This window comes from Cryobacterium sp. GrIS_2_6, assembly GCF_035984545.1.
Classification (GTDB): domain Bacteria; phylum Actinomycetota; class Actinomycetes; order Actinomycetales; family Microbacteriaceae; genus Cryobacterium.
Window position 1 is genome coordinate 3,266,317 of sequence record NZ_JAXCHP010000001.1, and the last position, 12,931, is coordinate 3,279,247.

General features: G+C 69.7%; 15 protein-coding genes. 6 read left to right on the forward strand and 9 right to left on the reverse strand.

Going from position 1 to position 12,931, the window contains the following annotated elements; translation table 11 throughout:
• Nucleotides 1-9 precede the first annotated feature (9 nt).
• Nucleotides 10-711 (reverse strand): SOS response-associated peptidase, encoded by a 702-nt coding sequence (locus tag RCH22_RS15890; RefSeq protein ID WP_327014660.1) that lies wholly within the window; start codon nt 709-711, stop codon nt 10-12.
• Nucleotides 712-798: 87 nt separating this feature from the next.
• Between RCH22_RS15890 and RCH22_RS15895 the strand changes: the two genes are divergently transcribed.
• Together RCH22_RS15895 and RCH22_RS15900 are read left to right on the forward strand one after the other, a co-directional pair.
• A complete protein-coding gene (locus tag RCH22_RS15895; RefSeq protein WP_327014661.1) occupies nt 799-1,392 on the forward strand; it encodes a sulfite oxidase-like oxidoreductase in 594 nt (197 codons plus the stop codon).
• Nucleotides 1,389-2,207 carry a ferredoxin reductase gene (locus RCH22_RS15900; protein WP_327014662.1) on the forward strand — a complete coding sequence of 273 codons (819 nt, stop codon included), beginning with the start codon at nt 1,389-1,391 and terminating at the stop codon, nt 2,205-2,207. The genes RCH22_RS15895 and RCH22_RS15900 overlap by 4 nt, the downstream gene beginning before the upstream one ends.
• A gap of 10 nt (nt 2,208-2,217) precedes the next feature.
• Here the strand turns inward: RCH22_RS15900 and RCH22_RS15905 are convergent, their stop codons facing one another.
• The 5 genes from RCH22_RS15905 to RCH22_RS15925 form a co-directional block, all read right to left on the reverse strand.
• A complete protein-coding gene (locus RCH22_RS15905) occupies nt 2,218-3,060 on the reverse strand; it encodes a fructose-bisphosphatase class II (protein ID WP_327014663.1) in 843 nt (280 codons plus the stop codon).
• Between the two features lie 132 nt (nt 3,061-3,192).
• The gene (locus RCH22_RS15910; protein ID WP_327014664.1) at nt 3,193-4,080 is read right to left on the reverse strand and encodes an NAD(P)-dependent oxidoreductase; all 888 of its coding nucleotides are present in this window, start codon (nt 4,078-4,080) and stop codon (nt 3,193-3,195) included.
• A 64-nt stretch (nt 4,081-4,144) separates the two neighbouring features.
• Nucleotides 4,145-4,972 (reverse strand): ABC transporter permease subunit, encoded by an 828-nt coding sequence (locus RCH22_RS15915; protein WP_327014665.1) that lies wholly within the window; start codon nt 4,970-4,972, stop codon nt 4,145-4,147.
• Nucleotides 4,969-6,027 carry an ABC transporter ATP-binding protein gene (locus RCH22_RS15920; protein ID WP_327014666.1) on the reverse strand — a complete coding sequence of 353 codons (1,059 nt, stop codon included), beginning with the start codon at nt 6,025-6,027 and terminating at the stop codon, nt 4,969-4,971. The genes RCH22_RS15915 and RCH22_RS15920 overlap by 4 nt, the downstream gene beginning before the upstream one ends.
• Nucleotides 6,024-6,758: a TetR family transcriptional regulator gene (locus tag RCH22_RS15925; protein ID WP_327014667.1), complete on the reverse strand. Its 735-nt coding sequence runs from the start codon at nt 6,756-6,758 to the stop codon at nt 6,024-6,026. Before RCH22_RS15925 ends, RCH22_RS15920 begins: the two co-directional genes overlap by 4 nt.
• 94 nt (nt 6,759-6,852) lie before the next feature.
• Here RCH22_RS15925 and RCH22_RS15930 point away from each other — a divergent pair, with 94 nt between their 5' ends.
• A complete protein-coding gene (locus RCH22_RS15930; RefSeq protein WP_327014668.1) occupies nt 6,853-7,746 on the forward strand; it encodes a D-hexose-6-phosphate mutarotase in 894 nt (297 codons plus the stop codon).
• Nucleotide 7,747: 1 nt separating this feature from the next.
• Here the strand turns inward: RCH22_RS15930 and RCH22_RS15935 are convergent, their stop codons facing one another.
• Nucleotides 7,748-9,205, reverse strand: coding sequence for a nitronate monooxygenase (locus tag RCH22_RS15935; protein ID WP_327014669.1), 1,458 nt, complete (start codon nt 9,203-9,205; stop codon nt 7,748-7,750).
• Between the two features lie 291 nt (nt 9,206-9,496).
• Here RCH22_RS15935 and RCH22_RS15940 point away from each other — a divergent pair, with 291 nt between their 5' ends.
• On the forward strand, nt 9,497-9,763 hold the full coding sequence (locus RCH22_RS15940; protein ID WP_327014670.1) for a GlsB/YeaQ/YmgE family stress response membrane protein: 267 nt from the start codon (nt 9,497-9,499) through the stop codon (nt 9,761-9,763).
• A gap of 72 nt (nt 9,764-9,835) precedes the next feature.
• Here RCH22_RS15940 and RCH22_RS15945 read toward each other — a convergent pair whose 3' ends face one another.
• Nucleotides 9,836-10,369, reverse strand: a complete 534-nt coding sequence (locus tag RCH22_RS15945) for a DinB family protein (protein WP_327014671.1) — start codon at nt 10,367-10,369, stop codon at nt 9,836-9,838.
• A gap of 84 nt (nt 10,370-10,453) precedes the next feature.
• Here RCH22_RS15945 and RCH22_RS15950 point away from each other — a divergent pair, with 84 nt between their 5' ends.
• The gene (locus tag RCH22_RS15950) at nt 10,454-10,864 is read left to right on the forward strand and encodes a DUF4383 domain-containing protein (RefSeq protein WP_327014672.1); all 411 of its coding nucleotides are present in this window, start codon (nt 10,454-10,456) and stop codon (nt 10,862-10,864) included.
• 78 nt (nt 10,865-10,942) lie between these two features.
• Nucleotides 10,943-11,503 (forward strand): hypothetical protein, encoded by a 561-nt coding sequence (locus tag RCH22_RS15955; RefSeq protein ID WP_327014673.1) that lies wholly within the window; start codon nt 10,943-10,945, stop codon nt 11,501-11,503.
• 7 nt (nt 11,504-11,510) lie between these two features.
• Here the strand turns inward: RCH22_RS15955 and RCH22_RS15960 are convergent, their stop codons facing one another.
• A complete protein-coding gene (locus tag RCH22_RS15960; RefSeq protein WP_327014674.1) occupies nt 11,511-12,803 on the reverse strand; it encodes an AAA family ATPase in 1,293 nt (430 codons plus the stop codon).
• Between the last annotated feature and the right edge of the window lie 128 nt (nt 12,804-12,931).

The window sequence follows — 12,931 nt, forward strand, 5'->3', positions numbered from 1 at the left end:
TTGTGCGCCTCAGGACAGCGGCCGGATGAGCGCCGGGTCCTGCCGTTCGGCGCTGGGCACCCGCACGCTGTTCACCCGCCGGGACACCGGGTAGCTCTCGATGTGGGCTGCGACGGAGATAGACGTTCGGTCAAGGAGGTCAAGCAGGTGATTAGGGTCGGTGAGCTTTCCCGGCTTGAGCCACTCGTCCCATACGTTCCGTTCGAGGAATGCAGGCATCCGGTCGTGGATCTCGCCCGAAGCGTCGCGGGCCTCCCTCGTGATGATCGTCATGTTGTGGGACCAGGAGTCGTTACGCTCCTTGCGCGCCGCGTAGAGTCCGGCCGCGGCGAGGAGCCCGTCGCCGTGGATGAAGTGCGGCTGCTTGCCGTCTGGGAGGTCCTCCCACTCGTAGTAACCCGTCATCGGGACGATGCAGCGGCGGGAATCGAAGGCCGTGCGGAACATCCCGTTGGTGGCAACGGTCTCGAGGCGTGCGTTGATCGGCGCGGGTCGTTTGCCACCGGTCGACCAGGCCGGCGTGAGCCCCCAGGTCGCCGCGTCCACCTCGCGGGTGATCGTGCCGTCGTGTTCCCACTCGCGGACCACCGGAACCCGGTCGGTCGGCGCGATGTTGTACGACGGCCGCCAGTCCCGAAAGTCGCCGCCGGTCGCGACGAACTCCTGGATCAGATCGTCGGTGTCCTTGTCCATCGCGAAGCGTCCGCACATGACCTCAGGGTATTCCGTCAGGTGCGTCCTGACAATCGCGCCGCTAGGCTGTGCGCAACCGGCTTTCGCATCTCTGGAGGAGTCACCATGGGTCTCTTTTCGCCCGGTTTCCTGGGCCGTCGCCGCGAACCCGTCCCCGGGCTGCCGCCGGGACAGCACCTCGTCACGGACTTCCCGGTGCTCTCGATCGGACCCACCCCGCGGGTGTCCACCCAGGAATGGCGCTTCAGCATCACGAGCGAGTCCGGGCTGATGACCACCTGGACCTGGGACGAATTCCAGGCGCTGCCGCAGGAAGACGTGACCGTCGACATCCACTGTGTGACGAGCTGGTCGAAGTTCGGCACCGGCTGGCGCGGCGTCTCCCTCGACACGCTGCTCGACGGCGTCGACACCCGGGCCGGGTTCGCGATGGCCCGCAGTTACGGCGGGTACACGACCAACGTGCCGCTCGACGAGCTGCGCGGCGGCAAGGCCTGGGTGGCGCTCCAGTTCGACGGCGCCCCGCTCGCTCCGGAGCACGGCGGCCCTGCCCGGCTGCTCGTGCCCGCGCTGTACTTCTGGAAGAGCGCGAAGTGGGTGCGGAGCATTGAGCTGTCGACCCGCAACGATCCCGGTTTCTGGGAACAGAACGGGTACCACATGCACGGCGACCCCTGGCGTGAAGAACGGTACTGGTGAGTGACTTCCCGGCGAGTGCCGCCCGTTCCACGTGGAACGCGTCGGACTGGCACGACGCCCTGGTCGTCGAGGCCTACGCCGAAACCCCGACGGCACGCACGATCCAGATGCGACCGCCCGCCTCAACTGCCCTGCCGCCACTGCCCGGGCTCGTCGCGGGCCAGCACATCGACGTTCGCCTGACCGCACCGGACGGCTACACCGCAGTACGCTCGTACTCGCTCGCCTCTGCCGCACCGGGTGGGCTCCTCGAGATCACCGTTGAGGAACTCGACGATGGCGAGGTATCGCCGTATCTCGTGCGCGGCCTCGATGTCGGCGACCGGCTCGAGATCCGCGGACCGATCGGCGGCTGGTTCGTCTGGCGCGAGGAGGAACCCGCGCCGGTGCACCTCATCGCAGGCGGCTCCGGCATCGTTCCGCTGATGGCCATGATCCGCGCCCATGAGGCGGCCGCGCACCCGGCTCCGTTCCGCCTGCTCTACTCGGTGCGCTCACCGGAGATGGTGTACTACCGCGCAGAACTCGAGGAGCTCACCCGGGTCTCCCCGCGCTTCGACCTCGACTGGGTGTACACCCGGCGTGCCCCGAGCGGATGGCCCCACGCACCCGGCCGCCTCGACGTCACCCGCCTCGCGGCGAGCGTCCAGCCCCTCGGCAACGACGCGCTCACGTTCGTGTGCGGCGCGACCCCCTTCGTCGAGTTCGTGGCGGACGCCCTCGTGCGGGCTGGCCGGGATCCCGCCCGGATTCGGACCGAGCGGTACGGCGGCGCGGACGGCGGCACGGACGGGGGCGCGGAGGGCGCCGCCTGAGCCAGCCGGCTCAGCCGACGGCACTCGAGACGAACAGCACGGCCTCGCTCGCGACGAGGTCGTCGAGCTCCAGCACCCGGTCGAGGTCGTGCCCGGCTGCGAGCGCCGCGGCGTGCTGCTCAGGCGTCTGGGGCGCGAGGCGACCCTGCATGAATCCGCCGAGTGCCCGCACGGCGCAGGCCGCGATGATGCCCTCGGGTGTCCCGCCGATGCCGACGACGACGTCGACGTCGGTCCCTGAGGTCGCGGCCGCGACGGCGGCGACGATATCGCCCTCTCCGACGAGCCGGAGCTCGGCGCCGGTCGCGAGGATCTCGGCGATGAGCGCCCCGTGGCGGGGCTTGTCGAGCACGACGACGACGAGGTCGCTCACGGCGACCCCGGTGACGGCGGCGAGCCTGGCCAGGTTCTCGGCGATCGGGCGGCGGATGTCGACGACCCCGTGGCCGGCCGCGCCGCAGATGAGCTTGTCCATATAGAAGACGTGGACGGGATCGAACATCGTGCCGCGCGGGGCGAGCGCGATCACGCAGATCGAGCCGGGGAGACCGGAGGCCGCGAGGCGGGTGCCGTCGAGCGGGTCGACGGCGACGTCGCAGAGCGGGGCGCCGCCCTGGCCGAGCGCCTCGCCGTTGGCCAGCATCGGGGCCGCATCCTTTTCGCCCTCGCCGATGACGACGGTGCCCTGGAACGGAGCATCGGCGAGCACGGCCCGCATGGCCGTGACGGCGGCGTCGTCGATGGCGATCTTGTCGCCCCGGCCGAGCCAGGGCAGGCAGGCCGCCGCAGCGGCATCCGTCGCCTCACGCACGCGGGCGACGAGGGCGGCGGGATAGGAGTGCGCGCCGAGCACGACGGCGCCGGAACCGGAGCCACGGGGGATGCCCGTTGGCTCGATTTGCGGCTCGGCGGAGGGACGGACGGGAACGGGTGTACCGGAGACTGGAATGGCGTCAGCCTAACTCTTCCATGTTACGAACGAGGGTCACGAGTGCGCCAGAGCCCTGCCGTCGGCGTCGAGGTAGTCCCGCCAGGACCGCTTCGGCGCCCAGCCGAGCAGGCGCTGCGCCTTCGCGCTCGAGATGCCAGAGGCATCCGGGCGGGAGAGGGGCCGCAGCGGGATCGTGTCACCAAAGTGCGCGTGCAGGATCGCGGCGAAGTCGCGCCCGCCGGCAGTGTCCGGCGCGGCGATGTAGAACACCTCATGGCCGGGCAGCTCCGATTCGGCGGCGAGCACGATCGCGTCCGCGAGGTCGGATGCATCGGTGTAGCTCCACAGGTTGCCGCTGGCCAGCGCGGCGTCGCGCACGAGCGGCCCGAGGTTCTGCTCGTAGTTGTCCTCGTTCTGCACCCAGCTCGGCCGCAGGGAGATGCACCGGATGTCCGAACGTGCGACGGCGGCATCCATCAGCTGCTCCCCGAAGAGTTTGGTGAGCGCGTACGGGTCCTGCGGGTGCGCCGGGTGGTCCTCGTCGACGGGAGCGTACTCAGGCAGGAAGCCGCGCTCGGCGAACAGGAATCCCGGCACCGTCTCGCTCGAGATATTCACGAAGCGTGGGACACCGAAGCGGACGGCGGCCTCGAGAACGTTGAAGGTCGCCATCAGGTTGGTGCGGAACACGACGTGGGCGGGGTTCGCGGTCGGGTCCGGGATCGCGGCGGTGTGCACGACAGCGTCGGCGCCGCGGATCACCGCGAAGGCCTCACCGGCATCCGTCAGGTCGGCCATCTGGTAGCGCGCCGCGCCCTCCACCGCCCGCTCGAAGACCGGGCGGGCGAGGTCGACCCCCGTCACGTCGTGACCTGCTGCGAGCAGCGCCTGGACGGCGGCCCGACCGACTTTTCCGTTGGCACCGGTGACGACGACCTTCATGAGCGCTCCCTTGCTGAACGTGGTGAAAGCCTCACGCTACCGCGCCCGGGCCTACTTACTCCGCTCAGACTCCGATGTCGCGCTGGCGCAGCACGAGGGCCGTCACCGCCGCGACGAGCAGGGAACCGCCGTAGAACGCAAGGAGCGCAAGCGGCTGGGCCCCGTTCGTCATCGGGTAGTTTCCGAACGCCCAGTAATAGGGCGAGAGCCCGTGCAACCACTCGAGGTCGGCGCTCTGGTTGCCGAGGGCGTTGAAGACGTAGCCGACGACCGCGACGAACGCGCCGGCGCCGATGCCCCACACCCTGCGGCCCGTGAGCGCGCCGCCGAGCATCGCGACACTGCCGCAGAGCAGCACGAGGCCCGCGAAGAGCAGGCAGGTCTGGGCCAGGTACCCGACGTCGATGCCGAGCTGGCTCGGGCCGTCGAGGAGCGCGATGAGCACGAACATCAGGGCGGTGATCAACAGAACCTTCAGCATGATCGCCGCGAACCGCTCCACGACCACCTGCACCCGGGTGACGCCGTGGGCGAGGGTCAGCTCGAGCTGGCCGGACTCCTCGTCGCCGCCGAGCATGGCCGCGCCCCAGCCGATCGAGGCGATGCTGATCAGAAGGAACCCGATCAGGCCGAAGACCGTCGCCTGGGTGTAGCCGGCGCCGGTACTGATCTGGTCGTAGTTGAGGGTGCGGATCAGGGCGCGCGGCAGCGAGTCGATGAGCTTCTGCATCTCGGACGTGCCGATCATGCTCGGGTAGAGCGGCAGGTAGAGGAAGATCGCCGCCGCAATGCCGATTCCCCAGCCGAGCAGGGCACGCCGACCGTCTGCGAACGCCTTGCCGAAGATCGGCAGGGGCGCGCGGCGGACATCCGTCTTCGCGGACGCGGTCATTTCGGTTCCTTCCTTTCCGCGCGGGTCCCGCGGGCGGTTCGGCTCGCCCGGGAGGGCCGGTGCGACTCTGCGGAATCCTCCGGCGCGGTGTACAGCGCGAGCACGGATTCCTCGAGGTCGGGTTCCTCGAGAACGAGGTCCGTGAGGTCGAGCGTGGAGACGGCCTGGATGAAGGGCTGGATCGCACCCTCGAGGGTCGCGGTCGCCTCGATGGCTGCGGCCCCAGCGGGGCTCGTGACGGCCGTGCAGACGAGCCCGGCCATGCCGTCGAGCCGGCCCAGCCGCTCGGAGAGGTCGGCGGGGCGGATGCCGGTGGCCGTCATCCGCAAGTGACGCACGGCCGTCTGGCGCAGGGCCTCGACGCTCGCGACGGTGATGATGCGCCCGTCCCGGAGGATCGCGACCTCGTCGGCGGCCTGCTGGATCTCGCTGATCACATGCGAGGACAGGAATACGGTCTGGCCGGCGTCGCGGGCCTCCTTGACGAGCAGCAGGAACTCCTGCTGCATCAGGGGGTCGAGACCGCTCGTCGGTTCGTCGAGCACGAGAAGTTCCGGCTCGTGCATGAACGCCTGCACGATCCCGAGCTTCTGCTTGTTGCCGCGGGAGAGCTTGCGCACCGGCTGTGCGAGGTCGAGGTGGAACCGTTCGGCGAGTTCTTCAATGTGCCCGGTGCGGACGGGACCGGAGATGTCGGCGTAGTGCTGCAGGAGCTTCCGTCCGGTGATGCGGCCCTCGAGGATGAGCTCCCCGGGCAGGAAGCCGATCCGCCGGCGCAACTCGGGGCCGGCGTTGCGCGAGTCGGTGCCGAGAACGGTCGCGTGCCCGGAGCTCGGCCGGATGATGTCGAGCAGGGCGCGCATGGTCGTGGTCTTGCCCGCTCCGTTGGGGCCGATCACCCCGAAGACGCTGCCCCGGGGAACCGTGAAGGTCACCCTATGGAGGGCCTGGGTGCTGCCGAAGCGCTTGGTGATCTCGAAAGCCTGGATCGCGGCATCCGTGGGCGGGGACGACGCGCCGGGATGTGGCCAGCTCGCTGTTTCGACGTGACTCATCGGGTGTCCTCTCGACTGGGGTATTCCTGGGCCGGCATGGTCTCTGCTGCGGGTGCCGCCCCGGGCTCAGCAGCGGGCTCCGGAGTGGCCGCGAGCGCGTTCCGGGTGACGTTCAGCACGGTCTCGTCGGTGTAGAGCCCGTGGGTGTACAGCTCGACCGACGGCAGCGCGAGCCGCCGCATCGTCACCTGGCCGAGGCCCCGGCCCTCGAAGCCGAGCGACCGGGCGAGGTGTGTGCTCATCGTCATCATCGCCAGGCTCGTCATCGCGACCAGGACCGCCACAGCGCGCGGGTCAGAGGAGGGGTTCATGCTTCCGTCCGCGATTCCGGCCCGGACGATCGCCTCGGTCTCGTCGACGATGGTGTCCACGAAGTTCCGGCCGGCCGCCGTCTCCTCCGCGATCGCCCGCGACAGGTAGGCGACGTCGACCTCGTACTCCGCGGGGTTCGCGAGGTATCCCTGGATCACGGCCTGGAGTCCCGCCGGGCTCGCCTTGTCGCGCGCCGCGGCCAGCATAGTACCGATCACGAATTCATCGCACTCCCCGCGGAGGCGCTCCTTACTGCCGAAGTGATGCACGACAAGGCTCGCGCTCACGCCGGCGGTGGCGGCGATCGCCCGCAGGCTCGATTTGCGGAAGCCGTCCTGAGCGAAATGAACGATCGCGGCATCCCGGATCAAGGCCCGCGCCGTGAGATCCTCCGGTGGAGAGGGACGAGCTGTACGCATGTTCAACATGCTAAACACTTGTTCAGTGCGGGTCAAGGCCCTGACCGGCTGTCAGGCAGGTGTGGGAAAATCGGGTGAACCCTGGAGGTTTCCCATGTCAACCGTTCCCACAGCGCTTCCCGTCCTGCCGGCGTCCGTCCACCTCGCCCCCGGCGTCGGCGGCCTCCCCATCGTCCGTGTCACCGGCCGCGCCGGGTCGGCCGAGGTGTACCTGCACGGCGCGCACGTCGCCTCCTGGGTTCCGGCCGGCGGCGCCCCCGTGCTCTGGATGAGCGCGGCGAGCCGCTTCACCCCGGGCACCGCCATCCGCGGCGGCATCCCGATCTGCTTCCCCTGGTTCGGTCCGAACGCAGCGGATGCGACGGCACCGGCCCATGGGTTCGCCCGCTTGACCGAGTGGCAGCTGTCCGGCGCCGCCGAGGTCGCTGACGATGTGGTGCTGACCTTCCACCTGACGGACTCGCCCGCGACGCGCGCGTCGGCGTGGCCGCATCCGTTCGAGGCCCGCTACACCGTTACCGTCGGTGCGACGCTGCGCCTCGAACTGACCGTGACCAACCGGGACACGGTGGCCGTGACCGTGGAGGAGGCGCTGCACAGCTACTTTGCGATCGACGACATCCACCGGACGACGATCGCCGGGCTCGAGGGCGCCCCGCTCCTCGACAAGGTCGCGGGCGGCACGCTCGAGCAAGGGTCCGACGGCCCCATGGGCTTCGTGGCGGAGACCGACCGGGTCTACCCCGGCACCACGGCCACCACGGTCATCAAGGACGGAACGCGCAGCATCGCCATCGCGAAGACCGGCTCCGAGAGCACCGTCGTCTGGAACCCGTGGATCGACAAGGCTGCGGCGATGGCGGACTTCGGCTCGCAGGAATGGACCGGCATGGTCTGCGTCGAGACCTGCAACGTGGGCGCCGACGCGATCACCCTGGCCCCCGGCGCGAGCCACACGATGACGGCGGAGTTCACGGTCACGGCCTGATTCAGGCGGTCGGGGAGACCGGGGCGTCGCGGAGCAGCCAGCCGATGGCGTCCGCGGCGCTCCACCCTTCCGGATGTGCAGCGAGGAGCACGGCGGCCCCGTCGGTGTCGTTGCCGAGCGTCAGAAGCGGCGCCTCGACGTAGCCGGTCTTGCGGGTCTGGCCGAGGCCGACGGTCGCGGTGAGCGCGTTGCAGAGGCAGGCGCGGCCGGCGGCATCCGCGGCGGTGCCGCCCTTGCGCACGTACATGTGCACGGGTTCGCTCGGGCAGCGGAACCCGACCGTGCCGTCCTTCTTCGCATAGGGCTCGCGCAGGTAGCTGAGGTCGCAGAGACGCACCCGGTCGGCGTAGACCGCCGGTTCGGACAACGTGCCCGGCAGCTGGGCGACCTTGAACGGGAATCCCGTCGGCGAGGCGGCGGCGTCGGTGCGGATCGAGAGCTCCGTCGCGTCGAGGCGGCCGAGCACCTGGTCGCGCAGTTCGGGGGCGAGGCCGGACTCCTGGCTGAGCGCGAACAGGGTGCCGACCTGCACGCCCTGTGCTCCCGCGGCGAGCGCGACGGCGAGGCGTTCCGGCTGGCCGTAGCCGCCGGCGAGCCAGAACGGCAGGCCGAGTTCGGCGATCTTGACGATGTTCGCGTCGTCGCGCGGGCCATAAATCGGCTGGTCGTCGTCGTCAAGGGTGAGCCGGCCGCGCGGGGGTGCGTTGTGCCCGCCGGCCGTCGGGCCCTCGATGATGAACCCGTCCGGGCGGATGTCCGCATCGCGCGCGAGGTAGAACGCGAGCACGTGCGCCGAGACGATGGCGAGGAAGAACGGGCGGAGTAACGGCGGGAAGGTCTCCGGCGTCAGCCCGAGGACGTCGACGGGATCCACGCTCACGGTGTGGACGGCATCCGCTTCGGCCCCGTGCACGTCGATGTCGATCGTGCCGACCCGGCCGGCGGCGAGCTCATCGAGGAGGTGCGGGATCTGGCGCGGGATGCCGGCGCCCATCAGGACGTAGTCGGCCCCGGCGAGCATGGCGCCGAGTGCGGCCGGCGGGGTCGCCATCTGCACCTTCTCCATGTAGTTGATCCCGACGATCCCGGTGTGGCCCTCCTTGGCCAGCCAGACCTCGGTGAAGTTGCCGAGCACGCTGAGCTCCTGCTGCTCGCGGGTCGGCTTCAGGGACAGTTTGGGCACAGGAAGGTACGGCTCGCCCTCCGCGCGGCCCTCGGCCTGGAAGTAGCGCTCGAGGACGGGCGCGACCAGGGCGGGAACCGGGAACGCGGCGAGCGCACGGCGGATGTGTCCGCCGGCGTCGCCGTCCTGAAGCCTGCGCGTGAGGACGGAGTCGAGGGCGACGCCGGAGACGACGCCGAGCTGGCCGGTGCGGGCCACCGCATTGGCGAGCCGCCAGGACGAGACGGCCATGCCCATGCCGCCCTGGATGACCACGGGCAGTGTTCTGTCGGACAAGAGGGCCTCCGTCGATCTGCGCCGGGGCGTCCGCCGCGAGAACGGGGGTGCCACTGCAGTCGCTGAGACCGGGGGTGATCAGTTGCAGGGCGCAGGGCAATCGTAACTCACGGCATATTCCCGAATCGGGTTGCATTCGGGCCGCGACCCCGTGACCGGGATACCGAATCGTGGCAGACTCGATGAGTAAGACGGAGATGGAGGCTGGCCTGCATCCGCGCCAGAGTCTGCGGGCAGGCATGTGATGACACACCATGTGAGACAACGCTTGTAAGCGAAAGGACGCTTGACATGAGTTTCATCGGATTTCTACTTCTCGGCCTGATCGCCGGCGCGATCGCCAAGGCCATCCTGCCCGGCACCCAGGGCGGCGGCTGGTTCGTGACCCTGCTCCTCGGAGTGGTCGGCGCGGTCCTCGGCGGCTGGCTCGGGTCCCTCCTCTTCGGCGTCGGCATCGGCGATTTCTTCCAGCTGTCCAGCTGGTTGCTCGCCATCGCAGGGTCGATCATCGTGCTGCTGATCTATGGCGCCGTCGTCAACCGGAGGCACACCGCGTAGCGGCGGCCGGAAACGCCCGGTGCATCACCACCGTCACCTGCGCTGCCCGCCTCAGAAACGGTAGCCGCCACCCTAGAGGTGCTCTGACATCGCGGTGACGTCGTGCAGGTGATGCACCGGGTCATGCACGAAGTACTGTCCCATCGTCGTCACCGTGAACCGGGCGCCGTCGCTGCGCCTGCCGACGCGGCCAAGGTCGGCGGCGGGAACCGCGGCAAACGCAACGGCCGCGGATGACGCGGCCTCGGCCAGTTCGACGGCGACCCGTTCCGGGGCCTGCTCGCCGTACCGTTCCGCCACCGCCGTCGCGTCCTGGTCCCAGTTCGGGAACAGGGGGTCGTCCTCGATGCGCATCAGCGCGAGCCGGACGGTGAAGATGCGGAACACATCGCGAACGTGGGCGGCGTACTCCAGGGCGGACCAGGCGTGCTCGTTCGGCCGCACCGCGACATCCGCTCGCTCGAGCACGGGCAGCCAGGCCGCGGCGTTCTCGCGGATCAGCCGCGGGATGTCCTCGAAGACGACTTCGGCGGCGACGAAACCGCACTCGGGGCAGGGGTGCTTGAGCACCCAGGTCCAGTCCTTGGTGTCCGGGGGAATATTCATGCCGCGAGCCTACCAATCCGCTGTGAGGTTCATTCCGAACTACTGGCAACCGCACCCCCGCGGTCTCTACCAGGAGGAAATCTCATGCGCACTTCACCGAACCGCCTCGTCGCCACCGTCTTCGGAGCCGTCTACCTGCTCGTCGGCCTGCTCGGCTTCGCCGTCACGGGCGGGGTCAGCTTCATCGCCACCCAGGGCGGGCTCCTGCTCGGCCTCTTCGCCGTCAACCCGCTGCACAATGTCGCCCACCTGCTGATCGGCGCCGCACTGCTCATCGCCGGACTCTCGGGCGTCACCGCGGCCAAGTCCGTCAACACCACGATCGGTGCGGTCTACCTGCTCCTCGGCATCGTCGGGTTCTTCATCGCGAGCTCAGCGCTCAACATCCTGGCCCTGAACACGGCAGACCACTTCCTGCACCTCGCGAGCGCGATCGTGCTGCTCGGGGCGGGCCTCGCCGCCGACAAGGTCGTTCGCCACTCCGCGGTCGCCTGAACCGCCGGCCCCTCTACACCGGCATTCGCCACGAAGCACGCCGCACCCCGAACCCCGCATCCACGAACAGGAGCTTCGATGACCCCGATCAGCCGCCTCTGGCTCTCCTCTGCCGCCATCGGCGCGGGAACGATCCACCTCGCCGTGGGTGCGAGCGCCCCGGTGCTCCTCATGATCACCCTGGTCGGGCTCGGCGCTGCCGAGCTCGGCTGGGGCGCCGTAACGTTGGTCCGGGGGCGGGCACTCGCCCCAGGGGCAGCGCTCTTCGGAGCCCTGATCCCCGTCTTCGTCTGGGGCGCCGTCGCAACCCTCGGCAGCGGCCTCGGCGTGCCGGCGACCGCGACCGGTCTCCCGCTCCAGCCGATGGCCACCGCCACCCTCTTCGACCTCTTTCTGGCGGGCGGCCTCGCCGTAGCCGCGCGTCGAGCCGCCGCAGTACCCGAACCAGGGGCGGCCGCCACCGCGGAACCGGGCGGGTGGCGCTTTCTCGCGGCCCTCATGCTCGCCGCCATCGTCGTCTCCGGGCTCACTACCCCGGCGCTTGCCGCAACGGATGCCGGCGCGCACGCCGTCCCGCACGGCTCCCACGGTCTTCCCTCGGCCCCGACCCCCGAGACCCCGGCCAGCCACCACCACTAGACGCGGGTCAGGACGCGGGCAGGGCGCCCTGGCTGCCCATGAACCGCTGCACGTCCTCGTCGACGATGATGTCGCTCGGCCGCAGCGGCCGGGTGAGGTAGAGGCCGTCGAGGCCGGTCAGCCGGCTGAGGGCAACGTAGGTCTGGCCGGGGCTGAAGGCCCGGGTGCCGAGGTCGACGATCGCCCGTTCGTACGTCGCGCCCTGGGACTTGTGGATGGTGACCGCCCAGGCCAGCCGCAGCGGGAACTGGGTGAACTCGGCGACGACGTCCCTGCTGAGCTTCTTCGTCGCCTGGTTGTAGCTGTACTTGTACTTCTCCCACACGGCCGGCTCGACCTCGTGCGTCGTCCCGTCGATCTCGACGTAAACCGTCGAATCCACCTTCGTGACCGTGCCGATGCTGCCGTTGACCCAGCGCGGGCCGCCGTCGAGCGGGGAGTCGTTGCGCAGGAACATCACCTGGGCGCCCACCTTGAGCTCGAGCACCGCGTCCGCTGGATAGGTGCGGCCGCCGAAGTCACCGGTGACCTCTGCCTTCGCGGTGAGCGCCTTGCCCGGCAGTCGCTTGAGCGCGGCCGCGTTGATCCGGTTGACCGCGTCGTTGCGGGTGGCGAGGGTGATCACGCCCTCTGCAGGCGGGGTGCGGGCGCCCGCCGCGTTGAGCGCGCCGCCGATCTCCGCGGTCACCTGCCCGTAGCGCACGGCGTTCAGCATGTGCCGGAAGTCGGCGTCCCGCTGCCGGTGCACCTCGGTGAGTTCGAAGATGCGCAGTTCAGCGCCCTTCCAGACCTTCGCGTCGAAGAACCACATCGACCGGTAGGTGTCGGTGAAGTACGCCCGCTCGTCGGAATCGCCGGGGACGGGCGCGAGCTGGTACGGGTCGCCGAACAGCACGATCTGAACACCGCCGAAGCTGTCGTTCGGGCGCTGCCTGGCCTGCCGGAGGCTGCGGTCGATCGCGTCCATCAGGTCGGCGTTGACCATCGAGACCTCGTCGATCACGACGGTGTCGATCGTGTTGAGCAGCTTCTTGACCTGGTCGTTCTGGTCGATCGCGTGGTCGGCGATGACGCCGATCGGCAGCCGGAAGAGCGAATGGATCGTCTGCCCGCCCACGTTGAGCGCCGCGACACCGGTCGGGGCGGCGATCACGATCTGCTTGCTGGTGTTCCACGACAGGTGGTTCAGCAGCGTCGACTTGCCGGTGCCGGCGCGCCCGGTCACGAAGACATTCTGGCGCGTGTTCTCGATGGCCTGATAGACCTCGGCCTGCTCACGCGACAACGAAATCGGGGACACGGGTCGCTTTCAGTAGGAATGGAGGGAGCATTCCACTGTATCCGCCCTGGCCGGTGCCGGGGGCGGATGCCGGGCATCCGTGGACGACGCAGCTCCCGGCCCGCACTCACGCACGCCGGCACCTCAGA